Origin of the sequence: Flammeovirga sp. OC4, from assembly GCF_000812565.1 — a bacterium.
GTDB lineage: Bacteria > Bacteroidota > Bacteroidia > Cytophagales > Flammeovirgaceae > Flammeovirga.
The window spans coordinates 65,257-82,688 of sequence record NZ_JTAM01000048.1 but is presented as its reverse complement, the minus strand read 5'-3'; the positions used below and the strand labels follow the sequence as shown (position 1 = coordinate 82,688).

General features: G+C 34.6%; 13 protein-coding genes. 10 read left to right on the top strand and 3 right to left on the bottom strand.

Annotated elements, in window-relative coordinates; all coding sequences use genetic code 11:
• From PL77_RS32060 to PL77_RS20545, 3 genes are all read left to right on the top strand, one after another.
• Positions 1-425: hypothetical protein (locus tag PL77_RS32060; protein WP_044209644.1), on the top strand; the 425-nt coding region annotated here is incomplete at its 5' end.
• Positions 426-466: 41 nt separating this feature from the next.
• Positions 467-1,039 carry a hypothetical protein gene (locus PL77_RS20550; RefSeq protein ID WP_044209643.1) on the top strand — a complete coding sequence of 191 codons (573 nt, stop codon included), beginning with the start codon at positions 467-469 and terminating at the stop codon, positions 1,037-1,039.
• A gap of 5 nt (positions 1,040-1,044) precedes the next feature.
• Positions 1,045-1,977 carry a hypothetical protein gene (locus PL77_RS20545; RefSeq protein ID WP_044209640.1) on the top strand — a complete coding sequence of 311 codons (933 nt, stop codon included), beginning with the start codon at positions 1,045-1,047 and terminating at the stop codon, positions 1,975-1,977.
• Positions 1,978-2,062: 85 nt separating this feature from the next.
• On the opposite strand, the gene PL77_RS20540 is transcribed toward PL77_RS20545, so the two are convergent.
• On the bottom strand, positions 2,063-2,704 hold the full coding sequence (locus PL77_RS20540) for a peptidylprolyl isomerase (protein ID WP_172665915.1): 642 nt from the start codon (positions 2,702-2,704) through the stop codon (positions 2,063-2,065).
• A 370-nt stretch (positions 2,705-3,074) separates the two neighbouring features.
• Between PL77_RS20540 and PL77_RS20535 the strand changes: the two genes are divergently transcribed.
• The 3 genes from PL77_RS20535 (at position 3,075) to PL77_RS20525 (ending at position 7,935) form a co-directional block, all read left to right on the top strand.
• Positions 3,075-5,867 carry a TonB-dependent receptor gene (locus tag PL77_RS20535; protein WP_044209637.1) on the top strand — a complete coding sequence of 931 codons (2,793 nt, stop codon included), beginning with the start codon at positions 3,075-3,077 and terminating at the stop codon, positions 5,865-5,867.
• Positions 5,868-5,956: 89 nt separating this feature from the next.
• The gene (locus PL77_RS20530; RefSeq protein WP_052444598.1) at positions 5,957-7,147 is read left to right on the top strand and encodes a hypothetical protein; all 1,191 of its coding nucleotides are present in this window, start codon (positions 5,957-5,959) and stop codon (positions 7,145-7,147) included.
• Between the two features lie 212 nt (positions 7,148-7,359).
• Positions 7,360-7,935: a hypothetical protein gene (locus tag PL77_RS20525; protein WP_044209634.1), complete on the top strand. Its 576-nt coding sequence runs from the start codon at positions 7,360-7,362 to the stop codon at positions 7,933-7,935.
• Positions 7,936-8,006: 71 nt separating this feature from the next.
• Here PL77_RS20525 and fabG read toward each other — a convergent pair whose 3' ends face one another.
• Positions 8,007-8,753, bottom strand: a complete 747-nt coding sequence (gene fabG / locus PL77_RS20520) for a 3-oxoacyl-[acyl-carrier-protein] reductase (RefSeq protein WP_044209631.1) — start codon at positions 8,751-8,753, stop codon at positions 8,007-8,009.
• Positions 8,754-9,002: 249 nt separating this feature from the next.
• On the opposite strand from fabG, the gene pepT reads away from it, so the two are divergent.
• Positions 9,003-10,229, top strand: a complete 1,227-nt coding sequence (gene pepT, locus PL77_RS20515) for a peptidase T (RefSeq protein WP_044209628.1) — start codon at positions 9,003-9,005, stop codon at positions 10,227-10,229.
• Positions 10,230-10,385: 156 nt separating this feature from the next.
• Positions 10,386-11,303, top strand: a complete 918-nt coding sequence (locus PL77_RS20510; RefSeq protein WP_044209625.1) for an oxidoreductase — start codon at positions 10,386-10,388, stop codon at positions 11,301-11,303.
• A 280-nt stretch (positions 11,304-11,583) separates the two neighbouring features.
• Here PL77_RS20510 and PL77_RS20505 read toward each other — a convergent pair whose 3' ends face one another.
• Complete coding sequence (locus PL77_RS20505) at positions 11,584-12,225, bottom strand: peroxiredoxin (RefSeq protein ID WP_044209624.1); 642 nt, start codon at positions 12,223-12,225, stop codon at positions 11,584-11,586.
• A gap of 465 nt (positions 12,226-12,690) precedes the next feature.
• Here PL77_RS20505 and PL77_RS20500 point away from each other — a divergent pair, with 465 nt between their 5' ends.
• Both PL77_RS20500 and lepA read left to right on the top strand, forming a co-directional pair.
• Positions 12,691-13,734 carry a dimethylarginine dimethylaminohydrolase family protein gene (locus PL77_RS20500; RefSeq protein ID WP_044209621.1) on the top strand — a complete coding sequence of 348 codons (1,044 nt, stop codon included), beginning with the start codon at positions 12,691-12,693 and terminating at the stop codon, positions 13,732-13,734.
• Positions 13,735-15,376: 1,642 nt separating this feature from the next.
• Entirely contained in the window at positions 15,377-17,170 is a 1,794-nt protein-coding gene (gene lepA, locus PL77_RS20495; RefSeq protein ID WP_044209671.1) for a translation elongation factor 4, read from the top strand.
• The last annotated feature ends 262 nt before the right edge of the window (positions 17,171-17,432 follow it).

Here is a 17,432-nt window from a genome sequence, read left to right as displayed (position 1 = left end):
CAGTCCGTTTTGATGGGGTAACTATATTATACCGTTACAATATTCAATTATTCAACTTTAATGATTTTGGTAAAATCAACTGGATTAAAGCAGTGCAAAGAAAAGATCTTATCACTCAAAAAGTATATTTTGGTGATCAAACCACTCAAGTGAATAAAATATTTGATCATACCTTTATTACATATAAAGACATAGATACTACCATCATGTTATTTGTGGATAGCGAAGGGAATGTACAAGAGAAAATGATCAATAATTTATCTTCAGGCAACAAGTTTATTCTTTATCCAAATCAGGTTAAAAAAATAGGTAACCATACGTTTCGTGGGCACCTTTACTATAAAGGATATCGACCTCATAAAGGGAGAAAAAAGAAGTATATCATATTAGAGATCAAAGAAAAAAATAACAAAGAAAGCAAATAATCGTTCTAATGTTAAAGCAAATAATTACGTGCTGTCTTCTAATGATGGCAACACTCTCTTTCGCACAAGAAGATAATAGCGTTTATGTGGCTACAAGTTTTGAGCTACCTTTGGGAGACTTGAAACATATCTATAATTCCACTTTTAATTATGAGGTAGGGTACAGGTCTGCAGGTACCTATTTTATTTCAGATATATACCTGAACTACACCAATTTTACTCCAAAGGAAGATGTGTTTTATTTTTTAGAAACGCAGGAAACATACGGTTCTGTTATTTATTCAGACCTTAGATTTATTGCATTAGGAGCGAGTGGAGCTTATCGAATTATTCCATTCAATAAGTATTTTACAATTGATGCAGGAGCTTTTATGAATGTGACCATGACAGACTTCGCTTATGAGCTAGATGCTACGGGGCTATTCGAAACATCAGAAATGACTGTATTTTGGTTGGGAATAGGTCCAAAAATTAATTTTAATTTCTTATTGAGCGATCATCTTTCACTGAGTATAAACAACCGTTTAGTATACGTGATATCAACAGATGACCTTTCTTTCGATTACACATTCACTTCCTTTCAAACAGGTGTTGGCCTAGAGTATTTATTTTAAAAGTTATGTTGAGAAAAAGTATTATTATCCTTGTCGCATTCTTGCTTAATAGTTGTTTGGTGACAGAAAATGTTCTTTTGACACAAGAAGAACTCGATCAACATCTTCAGAATTTGGAGGATGCAAAATTCAAAGCAAAGAATGTTGCAGTGGCAATTGATCATAGTATTTATTTTTATGATATAATCAATCAGCCTCCACATCTGATCACTAACGAAACATCTACAAAGAAGAGAGATCTTAAAGTCAATCAAGATAATACCAAGTTTGCCTATTTGAATGATGATGATTTGATTGAAATTATTGATCAAAACGGAAGTTTACTCGCAGTTTTGGAGGAGTACAGCAATGTACAAACATTTGATTGGATCGAAGGAGGGAAGACTTTATACATTCTTAATGGACAAAATGTGAAGCTTTATGGAAACACTACGCTTGAAGTTCCAGCATTTGAGAACTTGCAGGGGTATTATGAACCTGAAATAAAAGATATCAGTGTTTCTTCCGAAAGTGATTTTGCTTTTTGGGTAACCTACGGTTATGGTTATACTACACGAAATGCAATACACATTGTCAAAAGCAATGGAGAAACTCTTTATGATTTAGAACAAGTTGATGTTGAAGGTATCGCTTTTTCACCAATGAATGATTTGATTATTTATAAAGACGATTGGAGTGAATCAAGTGTGTCCCTTGAAATATATAATAGGGATCTAGAGTACAAAGACAATCTGTATAAATATTATGCGAAGAAAGGAAAAGTAATCGGACCTATTTATCTAGAGAATGATATCTGTTTTACCTACGTGGAGTCAAATGAAAATAAGAATAAAGCATTTAAGACTTACCTAAAATTAGAAGATAGATTAAATAGTTTTGAAGAACTTCCAATTCAGGATTATGAATATTTTTCGATGGATAGTAAATCGAGTTATTAGTTCTAGTACTTATATTGTGATGTAAATAGAAATGAGTGTATATATAAGGTATACACTCATTTTTTTATTGGGAGATTATTTTGAACTACTCAATCACTTTTATCTTCATGTAAATAGCCTCCAGTGGCCATTCACCTTCATCTGTTTCGACGTCACATATTTTATCTACGATATCCATACCCTCAATCACTTCACCAAATACGGTATGTTGACCATCTAAATGCGGATCGCCACCATTTTTACGGTATTCCTCTTTTTGTTCCTTTGTATATTTTAATCCATTGTCTTGTTCAGATTGTGCAAGATCCCCTTCAGTAACAGGTCGACCTTGAACAATAAAGAAGTCAAAAGGAGTAGACTGTCGTGTTGGGTTGTCTTTATAGGCTCTTGCCGCAGACAAGGCACCTCTTTTATGATAGAAACGACGTGGGTCAATTTCATTAGGTACATGATACTTTCCAAAAGAACGCTTTTTCTTTCTAAAGTCAGGATCGTCGGAGTCGCCTCCTTGGGCAATAAAATTTTTCACAACTCTGTAAAATTGAGCATCTGTAAAATAGCCTCTTTTAGCGAGCATTATAAAGCTAGCACGATGTTTAGATGTTTCTTTATATAGTTTTAGTTTAATGTTGCCATACTTCGTTTCCACCTGAACAATGGTTTCAGGGTTCTCAGGCCCATACCATGCGAGCTCTTCCATGGCATTATCATCATCAAGTTTGGGCATTTTTCGCTTTACTTTTTTCTCTTTTTTGAATTCTTGCTCCTGGAATTGGTCACTTTTTTTGTTTTCACAAGAAAAAAGGACAAATCCTATAAAAACTAGAATTAAATTAAGTTTATAATCTCTTAACATTAGTTGATTTCTTTAAAAGTTCATTTATCTACCTTGAAACAAAGAAAAATAATTTTTTTAAAGAAGCGTAAGTTTTGTTTATAACTTTTCTTGACAGAATATGTAACATTGGGTTCATATATAATAGGATTTATTTAACATCAAGTTTAAGATTTCTAAAATACTACAACACATTGCCCGCATACTTTTGCAACGTGATTTGGTTAACACGGTTTTAGTATTTAAGAATTTAATCTCAACGATGAAACATTATTTCATTTCATTCGCACTTATCTTACTTTCAATCTCGGCCTTTGCTCAGAAGGGTATTGTCAAAGGAAACGTGAAAGACGCCGACACTGGCGAAGATGTAATTGGTGCAAGTGTTTCTTTAGAAGGAACAACGACAGGAGCATCAACGGATATTTTTGGTAATTTCCAATTCAATGCAGATCCTGGTACATACAACCTTATTTCTTCTTTCATTGGCTACAAAAAAACAACGCAACAAATTACAGTTGTTGCAGGACAAGAAACTGTTATCAACTTTGCGTTAGCTTCTGATGCACAAGAGCTAGAAGCTGTAGAGATTGTTGGTAAAGCGAACACAGAATCAGCAGGAGCATTAATGGTTGAAAGACAAAATGCAGATGTGATGATTCAAGCAATTGGTGCAGAAGAAATGTCAGTGAAAGGTATTTCAGATGTTGAGTCAGCAGTAACGAATGTAACAGGTATTACAAAAGTAGAATCTAAAGGTCTTTTCGTAAGAGGTTTAGGTGATAGATACAACAACGCTACTGTAAACGGTTTAGTAGTTCCTTCTACTGATCCAGGTAAAAAAGTAATTGATTTAGGTTTATTCTCATCAGATATCGTAAGAAACATTGATATTAACAAGACATTCAGTCCTGCTCTTTATGGAGACTTCGCTGGTGCAACAGTTGATATCATTACAAAAGATTATCCAGATGAAGGATTCTTTAATATTGGTTTGTCAGGTGCTTACAACTCTTTAGCTACAGGACAACAATTCAAAACATTTCAAGATGGCGATTCAGAATTCTTTGGCTTCTCAGGAAATGGTAGAGCATTACCATCAGAGATGGCTGACAGACAAACTCCAGATTCATATAACAACTCATTCACACCTTCTACAGTAAATGCACTTCCTAATATGGGATTGAAAGCATCAGGTGGTAAGTTATATGACTTTGATAATGGTATGGCAGTTGGTTTTGTTGCAGCAGGTTCATTCAGCAACAAATATGAAATTCGTGAAGGTGTATTAAATACATACAGAGCAGAAGGTACTACAATCAACGCATACGACTCTAAAGAGTACATTTACAGTACTAACACAACAGCAATGGCTAATGTGTTCTTTAAAGTGAACGATAAAAACTCAGTTACTTTCAACAACTTCTATATCAACGAATCATCTAACTCAAACTTAGAGTTATTTGGTAAGCACGAAGAACTAGGAAGAACAGAGCCTGCATTTAGAATGCGTAACACTTACGAACAATCTACTGTAAACATTCACCAATTAGTAGGTGATCATAAATTCGGTGAGAATGATCGTTTGAAATTAACTTGGGGTGCTGGATATTCACTTGCAACTGCTCAAGAGCCTGACAGACGTCAGATTACTTACAGAGATTTACAAGATGCAGACGGTGGTAGCATTACTTCAAAAAATACAGCAGATGACGTTTCAACAGGTAGACTATTCGCAAACGCTCCTGATGATTCACATAGATTCTGGTCAGACATGTCAGAAGATACTTACTCATTCAGAATAGGATCAAATTATGGATTTGGAGAGTACAATGATGACAAAGATACTTACCGTCACAATGTATCATTTGGTTATAATTCATTTTTCAAGTCGAGAGAGTTTGAATGGTGGATGTCAACAATCAGTGTTGTAGGAAGAGCTCCAAGATTAGATGTGAGTGATCCTCAAACAGGATTAGATCAAGCAATTGCAGACGGATCAGTAGAGTATAAGCCTATCGTTAGGTATGATACAAGATTTACAGCAGCACAAAATGTAAACGCTTTCTACTTCGATTATGGTTTAGAAATTATACCTAATAAGTTGAAAATGAATGCTGGAGCAAGATTTGAATTAGGTTACCAAGAAGTGGTATACAAAGAAGAGAATACAACAAACCCTAATGCTCCGGATATTGTAAATACAAAAGAAACTGAAAACTTCTTACCTTCATTAGCGCTTAAGTATACTGTTAATGAAAAATCAAATGTACGTTTCGCAGCATCACAAACAATCATTCGTCCGATGATGTCAGAGTTGATTCCATTCCGTTTCACTTATGCCAATGGACAAAAGATTGTAGGTAACCCAGACTTGAAAAACTCAGATGTAGTAAACATCGACTTGAAATATGAAATCTTCCCTAATAATGGTGAATTATTCTCAGTAGGTGTTTTTGCAAAGAATATCAAAAATTCAATTGAGCTTGTAACTAAAGCATCAGCAATTACAGAATTTGAATATGTAAACGCAGGTGAGTCTTACGTAGCAGGTATTGAGGTTGAATTAAATAAAAGACTTTCAAATGTCTTCAAATCAGGTAACGATTGGTTGACAAGATCAACAGTAGGTGCTAACCTTACATTATTAACTTCTCAGACAGACTTATCAGAAGCTGACGGTTTATTCACAAATGAAAAACGTGAAATGTTTGGTGCATCTCCTTATATGATCAATGTTGATGCCTCTCATGAAGCTAACTTATTCTCAGAAAATGTATTGTCAATCTTTACTTTGACTTACAGTAACTTCGGTGATAGATTAGCAGCAGCAGGTGCTCAAGGAGCAGGTGATATCTACGAAAGATCTTATGGAACATTAAACTTTGTTATGAAAAATAAGATCAACGATAAGATGGGGCTCGACTTAACAATGAAGAACTTATTGAACCCAGACATCACATTAGAGCAAGAATTTGTGAATGGGACAACAGGTGTGGTTCAGACTTACAAGAAGGGTATCGAGGCTAAATTAAGCTTCACATATAGCTTCTAATCAAACAAATAAAAAAAGAGGGATGGAAAAGATTCCTCCCTCTAAAGATAATTTTTTTTTAATACTGAAGTAAATTTACAATTTTTATTATGAAAAAGCAATTCAGACTTGCGATTGTGGCTGCAGCTTTAGCAGCAATGACATCATGTTCAGATGATAACACAAACCCAACTCCAGATCCAGATGTAAGATTACAAGACCAAGCTTATGCAGCTGCAAAAATCGTTGCTGATGGTACTGGTACTGGTGCTGTTGAAGATGATTTGTCTTTTGCTGTAGGTTTAGATTACACTAGCATGGCAGCTCCATCTACTTATGACTTAGTGTTAACTGAAGGTCTTCTTACTGACGCTCAATTATCATGGTCTGGTAACGTTTCTATCTCAGGTGCTATCAAAGTTCCTGCTGGTAAAACTTTAGAAATCGCTGCTGGTACTCATATCTTCGCTAAGAACGAAGGAGATCAACCATCAGGTGCTTACTTAATGGTACTTAAAGGTGCGATGATCAACGCTGTAGGTACTGCTGATGATATGATTGTATTTACTTCAGAATTAAAAGCACCAGGTGCTTGGGGTGGTGTTCTTGTAAACGGTGCAGCTCCAATCAACAACGGTGATGCTAACGGTGAAGCTTCTCCAGAGGTAGATTCAGGTGTTAAATACGGTGGTACAAACGCTTCTGATAATTCAGGTACTTTATCTTTCGTACGTGTTGAGTACACTGGTTTCAAATACAATGACGAGTCTGAGCACAACGGTTTCACTTTCTCAGGTGTTGGTTCAGGTACTGTATTATCTAACTTACAAGCTTGGAAAGGTACTGACGACGGTCTTGAGTGGTTCGGTGGTACTGTAAACGGTACTAACTTAGTTTCAACTGGTAACGAAGATGATTCATTTGACTGGGCTCACGGTTTCGTAGGTAACTTAACTAACCTTAAAGTTGAGCACGATAACTCAAGAGAGTTTGACAAAGCTTTCGAAATTGACAACAACTCTAAAAACAACTCTGCAGAGCCTTACTCTAACGCTACTGTTAAAAACGTAACTGTAATGGGTGTTGCTGATGAAACTACTGCTTTCAGAGTAAGAGAAGGTGCTAAAGGTACTTTCGAAAACCTTAAAGTAATGAATGCTAAAAAAGGTTTTGATATTCACAATGACGTTACTATCCAAAACGTATTAGACGATGCGGTAGTAGTTTCTAAATATACTGTAGAAGACGTTGCTGCTGAATCAGTAGTAGTTTACGTTGACGACTGTGAAGACTGTGAATAATCACAAAAAATATATAAATAGCATTAGCTTATCCCTAAGCTAATACTATAAACTCGCAAAATACCAAATCCGTGAGTGCCCTAGGTTGAACCCTTCAACCTAGGGTTTATTTTTTTGTGATTATTCTACTGTCAAATTTCATTATTACTGGAGTAATGTTGCGAATATAAGTTAATTGTTGCTAATAAGTTAATATAATGTTAACTTATTTTATGAAATCATTAAAAAACTATCTTCTCATAACTTTCATTACCCTACTTTCAACCCAATATTCAAACTGTCAAATTTACTTAGGAATTAGTGGGGGTGCTGCCTTTATTGAACAAAATAACATTGAGTTCTTTAAACAAAACTATAATGTCAAAGGCACTACATTTACCCATAAACTCACATTGGGATATCAAACCAGTTATTTTGGTTTTGAATTAGGACATAGATCATTTGGAAGTATTACTGAAAAGTCATCCAATTATGTATTAAACGTAGAAAAAAAAGGATGGGAGATTTCTATTAGAGGATGCTATGGATGGGGGAACTTTCTGTTTTTTGGAAAGGGAGGTATGATATTTATGAGTAATCGTAATAATTATACACTTACTTACAATAAAAACAATGTGCTTTCGCACAACAGTATTTCAAGGGGAGCTATATGGGGCTTTGGAAGTGAGTTGGCGTTATCAAACCTGATTGCTTTAAGGTTAGAGTATGAATCAATCATTCAGACAGCAGATATTAATTATCAAGCTTTAACGCTCGGAACTATTTTTACACTGAAAAAATTAAATTAAAAAAATAAAGGTTTGATGAAGTATTAAAGTATATTCATCAAACCTTTTATATTTTTAGAAAACTAAAATTATTAGCTCTTCATACCACCGTGAATCTCAAGTGTTTGAGCAGTAATGTAAGTTGACATGTCAGAGATTAAGAAGATACATAAATCTGCCACTTCTTCTGGTTTACCTCCTCTTTTCATTGGAATATCAGCTAACCATACCTCTTTCACTTTATCTTCTAGAGTTGCAGTCATTTCAGTTTCAATAAAACCTGGAGCTACTGCATTACAACGAACACCTCTTGCCGCTAATTCTTTGGCTACTGATTTTGTAAAACCAATAATACCTGCTTTAGAAGCAGCATAGTTAGCTTGTCCTGCGTTACCGTGAACACCTACTACTGAGCTCATGTTTACAATAGAGCCGCTGCGTTGTTTCAAGAATGTTCTTGTTGCTGCTTTCGTTAAGTTAAAAACAGATTTTAAGTTCACTCTGATTACATCGTCAAATTGCTCCTCTGACATACGCATTAATAACGTGTCTTTTGTAATGCCGGCGTTGTTAATTAAACCATCAAGAGAATCAAAATCAGTTGTGAAATCTTTGATTAATTGTTCAGCTGCAGCAAAGTCAGAAGCGTCAGAACGGTAGCCTTTCGCTTTTATTCCGTATGCTTCTAATTCAGCTACCAAAGCCTCACCTTTTTCAACACTTGAAAGGTAAGTGAAACCTATATTTGCGCCATGCTCCGCGCAACGAATTGCGATTGAACGTCCAATTCCTTTAGACGCACCTGTAATCAAAACGTTTTTGCCTTCTAGCAGTTTCATGGTGTGTGTATTTCTAAGTTGTTAGAATAAATTCAGGTCGCAAGTTACAAAAAAGTCATTATGAACAAGTTTAATTCTTATTTATCCTTTAGAAAAGTCCATTTTTTTTCAAAGTTTTATCAAGTATTGTAAATTCGGACTTCATAAATGAAAACAATACCTTATTAGAGCCTTTCTGAAATCTATATTTTAGAGATGGAAATACGCTTTTAGGTAGATATATAAGCATAAATTATTAATCAAAGATTCATGGAAAAGTTATTAGAAAGATTTTTACGTTATGTAAAAATTGACACGGAGTCTGTTCCTGGTATTGAACAAATTCCTAGTACTAAAAAGCAATTTGACTTAGCAAACTTATTGGTAGAAGAGTTGAAAGAAATCGGAATGCAAGACGTAACTATTGATGAAAATTGCTACGTAATGGCTACTCTTCCTTCGAATATTGAAAAAGAAGTACCTACAATTGGTTTTGTAGCACATGTGGATACTACTCCTGATTTGACAGGTGCCAATGTAAACCCTATCGTTTGGGAGAATTATGATGGCAATGATTTGGTTTTAAATAAGGAGAAAAACATTGTACTTTCTACAGAAGAATTTCCAGAGATTAAAGCTTATAAGGGCCAACAGATTGTTACAACAGACGGTACTACTCTTTTAGGAGCAGATGATAAAGCGGGCGTTGCAGAGATTGTTACGGCGATGGATTACCTTATTCAGCATCCAGAAATTAAGCACGGAAAAATCAGAATTTGTTTCACACCTGATGAGGAGGTAGGAAAAGGAGCAGATTTATTTGATGTAGAAAAATTTGGTGCAGAATGGGCTTACACAATGGACGGAGGTCCTATGGGTGAGTTTGAATACGAAAACTTCAATGCCGCTTATGCTGAAGTTACTTTCAAAGGGCAAAATGTTCACCCTGGTACAGCTAAAGGTAAAATGGTCAATTCAATGAACATTGCAGCGAAGTTTGCTACAAAGTTTCCTGATAATGAAACGCCAGAACAAACCGAAAAATATGAAGGTTTCTACCATTTATTGACAATGACAGGTTCTGTAGAAGAATCAAAATTGCAATACATTATTAGAGATCATGATGGTGAACTTTTCAAAGCAAGAAAAGCACACATGGAGGCATTGGTCAAAGATTTTCAAAGAGAGTACGGTGAGGGTAAAGTACAACTTTCTTTGGTAGATCAATATTACAATATGAAAGAAAAGGTAGAACCAAATATGCATATTGTTGATATCGCTTTAGAGGCCATGAAAGCTTTAGAAATAGAGCCAGATGTAAAAGCCATCCGTGGTGGAACTGACGGTGCAAGATTATCATTTATGGGTTTACCTTGTCCAAATATCTTTGCTGGTGGGCATAATATGCACGCTCGTTATGAATATGTACCCGTACCAACAATGGAAGCAGCAACCAAAGTAATTGTGAAAATTGCAGAAATTGTTGGAAGAGGTTAGTGATAAATTATAATAATAGATGATCAAATCGTTATAGCGTATTTGAATCATCACAATAAAATAGACCGAAACATTATCTCAGTGTTTCGGTTTTTCTTTTTAAGAACAACCTAGAAATTCGGTATATTAATGAATAGAAACTAAATCACTCAAAAAATGAACATCCAAGACATTAAAAACTTATCCTCTCAGAAAGGGCGTATTGCCATTGTAACAGGAGCCAATATAGGTTTGGGATTAGAAACAGCTCGTTTTTTTGCATTAAAAGAAATCAAAGTCATTTTGGCTTGTAGAAATAAGTCAAAAGCGGAAAGTGCAGTCAATGAAATCAAAAAGACGGTACCTAATGCTGATTTGACAGTAATGCTCCTTGATCTGAGTGATCTTCAATCTGTAAGAGATTTTGCGAAAGCTTATACAGATCAGTACGAAAGATTGGATCTATTGATTAATAATGCTGGAATTATGGTACCTCCATTTTCTAAAACAAAAGATGGTTTTGAAAGTCAAATGGGTGTCAACTATTTTGCTCACTTTTTATTAACAGGTTTGTTGTTGTCTTTGCTGGAAAAAACAGAAGGGTCAAGGATTGTGGCTTTAGGAAGTATGGCACATAAAAGTGGAAAGATAGATTTTGATAATCTGAATGCAGAGAAAAGTTACTCCAAATTTGGAGCCTATAGTATGAGTAAGCTATCCTGTATTATGTTTGCTTACGAATTACAGAGGCGTCTTACTGCAAATAATTACCAAGTTAAAGCCGTAGCTGCGCACCCCGGTGGATCAATGACCAATTTGATGCAGCACATTCCGAGTTTTATGGTGTTTCTAATGGAAAATTTATTTTCAGGTATGTTCAATACAGCACAAATGGGAGCATTACCGACTGTTTATGCCGCTTTGGGAGAAGATATCAAAGGAGGAGATTATACAGGGCCTGATGGTTTTAGAGAAATCAAAGGGAATAATGCTATTAAAGTTCCTTCGACAAATTATTCACACCGTGAAGATTTAAGCAGGTTATTATGGGATGAATCAGAACGATTGACACACTTTAACTATTCGTTTTCATAAAATTTTATACTTTTGCAATCCTTTTATCAGAATGGAAGGGAAAGGTGTTGATAACTTTTTTATTTTGAAGGTTTCACAGTCCTTGTTTTTAGGAAGTTGTCAACAAATTTGACTTAAGAAGTTTTTTTGGTACTTAAGTCATAAAAGACGAAAGAGGTTTTCAACATTATATTCACAATCAACATAGTTTGTGAATAAATAATGAGTGAAAACCTCCTTTTTTAATAAACTTATCTGCAGATGTTGATAAGTAATTACCAAGATAAATTTATTGAATCTCCTAGTTTAGGTTTGGCTGAGGAGTTAACCTTAAATAAGGTTTTACTTCAGTATACCCTTTAGGGAAGATTTCTGGAATATCTTCTGTTTTTACAGCAGGAACAACCACGCAGTCGTCACCATTTTCCCAGTTAGCAGGTGTAGCTACTTTATGGTAAGCTGTCAATTGAAGAGAGTCAATGACTCTTAAGAGTTCATCAAAATTTCTACCAGTAGAAGCAGGGTAAGTAATAATCAATTTTACTTTCTTATCATTTCCAATTACAAATACAGAGCGGACAGTCAATTTGCTATCAGCATTTGGGTGAATCATATCATAAAGTTCAGATACTTTTCTGTCTTCATCCGCTATGATAGGGAAGTTTACAGTAGTGTTTTGTGTTTCATTGATGTCACTGATCCAACCCTTATGAGATTCTAACCCATCTACGCTAAGTGCCGCCACTTTTACGTTTCTTTTGTCGAATTCGTCCTTGTACTTTGCTACAGTACCTAGTTCAGTTGTACATACCGGAGTGTAATCAGCTGGGTGAGAAAAAAGGATTCCCCATCCTTCACCAAGCCATTCATGAAAATTGATTTCCCCTTCTGTTGTTTGAGCCGTAAAGTCGGGTGCAACATCACCCAATCGAATAGTTGCCATGTAAATTAATAGTTTAAGGTGTATAAAATATGTATGCATGGACGCATACAGAGAATAGTCAGAACTTTCTGTTTAATAAGCTGTAAACTAAATTATCGTTAACTTTTAATCTATATTTCTACTAGATTTTAAAGGACCTATTTTCAAGCTTCCTTCTTCTTCATTTTTTTTGAAACAAAATCGAAGCAAAAAATTCAAGACTTAGAAGTCAAAAGCTAAATTTCATTTCCCTCGCCTAAATGAATAGGGTAGAAAGACCACTGGTGCGAATTTTAAGCGTTAGCGTCATTCGTGTCCCACAGATCAGCAGAAATCTCCTGATTTCTAAATATTAAAAATATTTAGTTTACAATGCATTAAACAGCGACAATTTAGAATTTTAAAATAAATTTTTAAAACGATTAGGGGTTTTCGTTTCCATTTTCCCTTCTAAGAGTGAATAAGGAAATTAAAAAATAAACCATTATGAAATATAGAAGCAACTTTATCGCTATTATTTGTTTGTCAATTTTCGCTTTTGTAGCGTTCAATACGATTGATACACCAAATACAAATAAAGAAATACAAAATAATCATGAGTGGGATCAAGTAGAAGAAATTGTTGTTGGTCGTTGGGTTAGAGACGCATTTGAAATACCTATGATCAGCGAGAACGTGAAAAATTTATATCCTTATATCTCTGATAGTTCTTTTAATTATATGGGAAGAGCACAAGGACATATTTTGGCGGATATCTATCCTCAAGATGATCAGGAGTTTTATACAGAGCAAGAAAACTTGGTCAAAGTAGTAGAGTCTTTAGGAGTGAAAGTAAGAAGACCTGAAGAATTAGAAGTGCACTCAATCGCTACTTCTCAGCCTTACTCTAGAGATCCAATTATTACTATTGGAAACAAAGTGATTATTGCAAATATGAACTTGGAGGCACGTAGATTAGAAACAGCTAACTATAGAAGAATTGCTTTGGATCTAGCCAAAAACTACAACGGTGAGGTGGTGAATATGCCTGCCAACAAAGCGGGTTTACATGAAGACAATATCTACTTGGAAGGTGGAGATGTATTTGTAAACGGAAAAGAAATTTATGTGGGTCTTTCTGGCAACGCTTCTAATGAAGCTGGTGTAGAGTGGTTACAGAAAGAACTAGGTGACAATTATAAGGTATATGGTATTCAATTACAGCATCATGTATTGCACTTAGATTGTGCAATGATGTTGCTAAATGATCACCAAGGAGTGGTTTGTAAAGGGGATTTTGTTGACTTTGATGCATTACCAGCCTCATTAAAAAAATATGAGTGGGTGGAGGTAAAACCCGAACAAGCTCAATTAATGGCAACAAATGGTATGGTGATTAATGATCATACAGTAATTGTATCCAATGCCTTTCCTGAGGTGAACAACAGAATTAAAGCTTTAGGAATTGATGTTATTGAGATCCCATTTAGAAAAGCAAATTACTTCGGAGGTGGTATTAGATGTAGCTATCAACCGATATACCGTCAGTAAGTTTTCTGAGTTTATTATTAATGATGTAGTTAACGAGGTGTGATTTTCATACCTCGTTTTTTGTATGAAAGAATTTTGTACTCTGTAAATACATTGTAAACTAAATTATCGTTAATTACAGCAATTCCTTTTGTGAAGGATAAATGGTAGTGTATTGTGGTTCGTGCGGACGTTTTACTAAAACGTCCCTGCAGAACTGCATTTTAGAAGATAATTACAAAACCTTTTTCTTTTGTAATCAGGTAATCATTTAGGCGAAAGGAATGGAATTTAGCTTTTGACTTCTAAGCCTTGAATTTTTTGCTTCTTTTTGTTTCAAGACAAAACGAAGAGGAAAGAAGCTTGAAAGTAGACCCTATAATTACTTGTTGAAAGGTCGATTGAAAGTTGACGATAATTTAGTTGATCAAAATTCAGTACTAAAATAGCACTATTCTTTGATCTACTTCCGTTTTGTTTTTGATTGCTAACAAATGTAAACACCTGAAATATTAAGAAATAAAATGTAACTAATGTAATATTTTATATAAACTTATTAATGAAATGATATAAAAATAATGCAATGTTTTGGAGTAGAAATTTCTTTCACAAACCTTTGTAGTGCAATAAATAATTGCAGCAAACGCAAAAGCAAAAACTTCAAAAAAATCAAATGATATAACTAAAAATAAAACATATACAGAGCAAACTATTGTAATAATTTATCACACATTTTTAAATGGTATAAGGTCATAATCTAAAGTTTAGAATTAGGATCTTATAAATACTCTATAAATCTAAATACTTAGATGTATTGCTCATGTAAAATAATTCATGAACAGTATTTCTATTTTAAATTAAAGTTTAAACTATTGTATTTTAGTAGTTTAGTGATGAGCTAATTACTAATATTTAAATGAAGGACGATAGCTATACAATAACAAAATAGATCAATTAACTTAAACGTTAGGGCTCTATTAGTTAGTACTAAAACCAGACAAGGTGAGTCGAAAGAGGGGGAATGCCATAATGGTATCCCTTCTATCACCTTTTTTGAATTGATTAACCGATTACAAAAAAATATTTAGAAACAAATTCCTTATTATATATAGGTGATAACCTAAATTATACAACTATTACTCGATGGATAAATGCTATACACATTCAAAATCTTTTGGATTCTTGAAGTGTTATTAAATGAGAAGTGAAATAACTTAATACTATTATTTTGTATTAGTAGAGGGCTTTTCTGAAATTGGATTTATTTTGGTTGAAAGGGGATAAAGTTCAATCATTATAAATTAGGTTCACCCTAATACTGAATGAAGACATCACTAAGACTTTTCACTTATTTTGCTTTTTAAAATTATAAGGCACATTCTAATTTGTTAAGAGTGTGCCTTAATTGTATCAATACAGTTGCATGATTTTTCATACAACAGATGAAAGTTTATAGTTCTTGGTGCTTCTTCAAAACATTTATGATAAAGAAGTACTTAAAAAGATATAATACGTTTGAAGAAATAATGAGTAATACATCATTTTACTCTACTTTTGTGATTATTTTTGCGGTCCTAGTCAATTTTTAATAAAAACATTGTTAGATATTTACTAAGGATTTAAGAGTTATAAGAATTAGAAGTAACTTTGTCATATGGACAAGATGGAAAATATTCGCAACTTCTCGATTATTGCTCACATTGATCACGGTAAGAGTACGTTAGCAGATCGTCTGTTGGAATCGACTCAAACTGTAGCTCAGCGTGATATGCAGAGTCAGTTGCTAGACAATATGGATTTAGAGCGTGAACGTGGTATTACGATCAAGTCGCACGCTATTCAGATGAATTACCTCCAAGATGGAGAAGAGTATGTATTGAACTTAATTGATACTCCTGGTCACGTGGATTTCTCTTATGAGGTATCTAGATCAATTGCCGCTTGTGAAGGTGCATTATTGATTGTGGATGCTTCACAAGGTATTGAGGCACAAACCATCTCCAACTTATATTTGGCAATGGAGCACGATTTAGAGATCATTCCCGTAATGAACAAAATCGACCTCCCACACGCCAACCCAGAAGTAGTAGCGGATCAAATCATGGACCTTTTAGGTTGTGAAAGAGAAGATATTATAGAAGCATCTGGTAAAACAGGTTTAGGGGTAGATAAGATCCTTGAAGCGATTGTAGACAGAATTCCTGCTCCAACAGGAGATCCTAAGGAACCTTTGCAAGCGTTGATCTTTGATTCAGTATATAATTCATTCCGTGGAGTAGAAGTATACTACAGAATTTTGAATGGTACATTGAAAAAAGGTGACCTTGTAAAATTCGTAAACACAGGAAAAGAATATAAAGCAGATGAAATTGGTGTTTTAAAGTTAGACCAAGAGTCTAGAAAGTCAATTTCTGCAGGTAACGTAGGTTACATTATCTCAGGTATCAAGGAAGCGAAGGAAGTAAAAGTAGGTGATACAATTACTTTAACAGAACGTCCTTGTGAAGAAGCGATCCAAGGTTTCGAAGATGTAAAACCAATGGTATTCGCGGGTATCTATCCTGTTGATACTACAGAGTATGAAGATCTTCGTGCATCTTTAGAGAAATTACAATTGAACGATGCTTCTTTAGTATGGGAGCCTGAAACTTCGATCGCCTTAGGTTTCGGTTTCAGATGTGGTTTCCTAGGTATGCTTCACTTAGAAATTGTACAGGAACGTTTGGAAAGAGAATTCAACATGACAGTAATTACTACTGCTCCTTCCGTACAATACCACGCTTACTTGAATAATGCAGAGAAAGAGGAAGTAGTTGTAAATGCTCCTTCTGATATGCCTGACCCAAGTAAATTAGACAGAATTGAAGAGCCATATATCAAAGCCAACATCATCTCTAAAGCAGAGTACGTAGGACCAATCATGTCATTATGTATGGAAAAAAGAGGTGAGTTGAAAAATCAAGTCTACTTGACTACAGATAGAGTAGAGTTGATTTTTGAAATTCCTTTATCAGAAATCGTATTTGACTTCTTTGATAAGTTGAAAACAATCTCTAGAGGTTACGCTTCATTGGATTATGAATTGATCGGATTTAGACCTTCTAAATTAGTGAAATTGGACATCCTATTGAACAACGACCCAGTGGATGCTTTCTCAGCAATCGTACACAGAGATGGTGCTTATGATAGAGGTAAGAAGATTTGTGAAAAGCTTCGTGAAGTAATTTCTCGTCAGCAATTCGAAATTCCAATTCAAGCGGCAATTGGTACGAAGATTATTGCTAGAGAAACAATCAAAGCCCTTCGTAAAAACGTAATTGCGAAGTGTTATGGTGGTGATATTTCGCGTAAGCGTAAGCTATTAGAAAAACAAAAGAAAGGTAAGAAACGTATGCGTCAGTTGGGTAACGTAGAAGTGACTCAAGAAGCATTCATGTCAGTATTGAAAGTTGACTAATCTTACATTCTAAGATATAAATAAAGGTTGCCTTATTTCGTTAGGGCAACCTTTTTTATTGGTGAAATTTTTATCAACTATCAATCAACATTTATGTAACATTTCAAGGGCTTGCTTCCAAGTTACCTTCTTCTTCATTTTTCCATCGATGAAAAACGAAGCAAAAATCTAGGCTTAGAAGCCAAAAGCTAAATTCCATTTCTCTCGTCTATTGAAAGGATAACTCGATCAAAACTTCATCGTTTTGAGATGCTCAAACAGC

What these genes read in the sequence shown, in the direction of transcription:
- fabG (WP_044209631.1), bottom strand. Translation starts at nt 8,753, where the DNA reads ATGAAACTGCTAGAAGGCAAAAACGTTTTGATTACAGGTGCGTCTAAA.
- PL77_RS20505 (WP_044209624.1), bottom strand. Translation starts at nt 12,225, where the DNA reads ATGGCAACTATTCGATTGGGTGATGTTGCACCCGACTTTACGGCTCAA.
- lepA (WP_044209671.1), top strand. Translation starts at nt 15,377, where the DNA reads ATGGAAAATATTCGCAACTTCTCGATTATTGCTCACATTGATCACGGT.
- PL77_RS20500 (WP_044209621.1), top strand. Translation starts at nt 12,691, where the DNA reads ATGAAATATAGAAGCAACTTTATCGCTATTATTTGTTTGTCAATTTTC.
- PL77_RS20510 (WP_044209625.1), top strand. Translation starts at nt 10,386, where the DNA reads ATGAACATCCAAGACATTAAAAACTTATCCTCTCAGAAAGGGCGTATT.
- PL77_RS20530 (WP_052444598.1), top strand. Translation starts at nt 5,957, where the DNA reads ATGAAAAAGCAATTCAGACTTGCGATTGTGGCTGCAGCTTTAGCAGCA.
- PL77_RS20540 (WP_172665915.1), bottom strand. Translation starts at nt 2,704, where the DNA reads ATGCCCAAACTTGATGATGATAATGCCATGGAAGAGCTCGCATGGTAT.
- PL77_RS20545 (WP_044209640.1), top strand. Translation starts at nt 1,045, where the DNA reads ATGTTGAGAAAAAGTATTATTATCCTTGTCGCATTCTTGCTTAATAGT.
- PL77_RS20535 (WP_044209637.1), top strand. Translation starts at nt 3,075, where the DNA reads ATGAAACATTATTTCATTTCATTCGCACTTATCTTACTTTCAATCTCG.
- pepT (WP_044209628.1), top strand. Translation starts at nt 9,003, where the DNA reads ATGGAAAAGTTATTAGAAAGATTTTTACGTTATGTAAAAATTGACACG.
- PL77_RS20525 (WP_044209634.1), top strand. Translation starts at nt 7,360, where the DNA reads ATGAAATCATTAAAAAACTATCTTCTCATAACTTTCATTACCCTACTT.
- PL77_RS20550 (WP_044209643.1), top strand. Translation starts at nt 467, where the DNA reads ATGATGGCAACACTCTCTTTCGCACAAGAAGATAATAGCGTTTATGTG.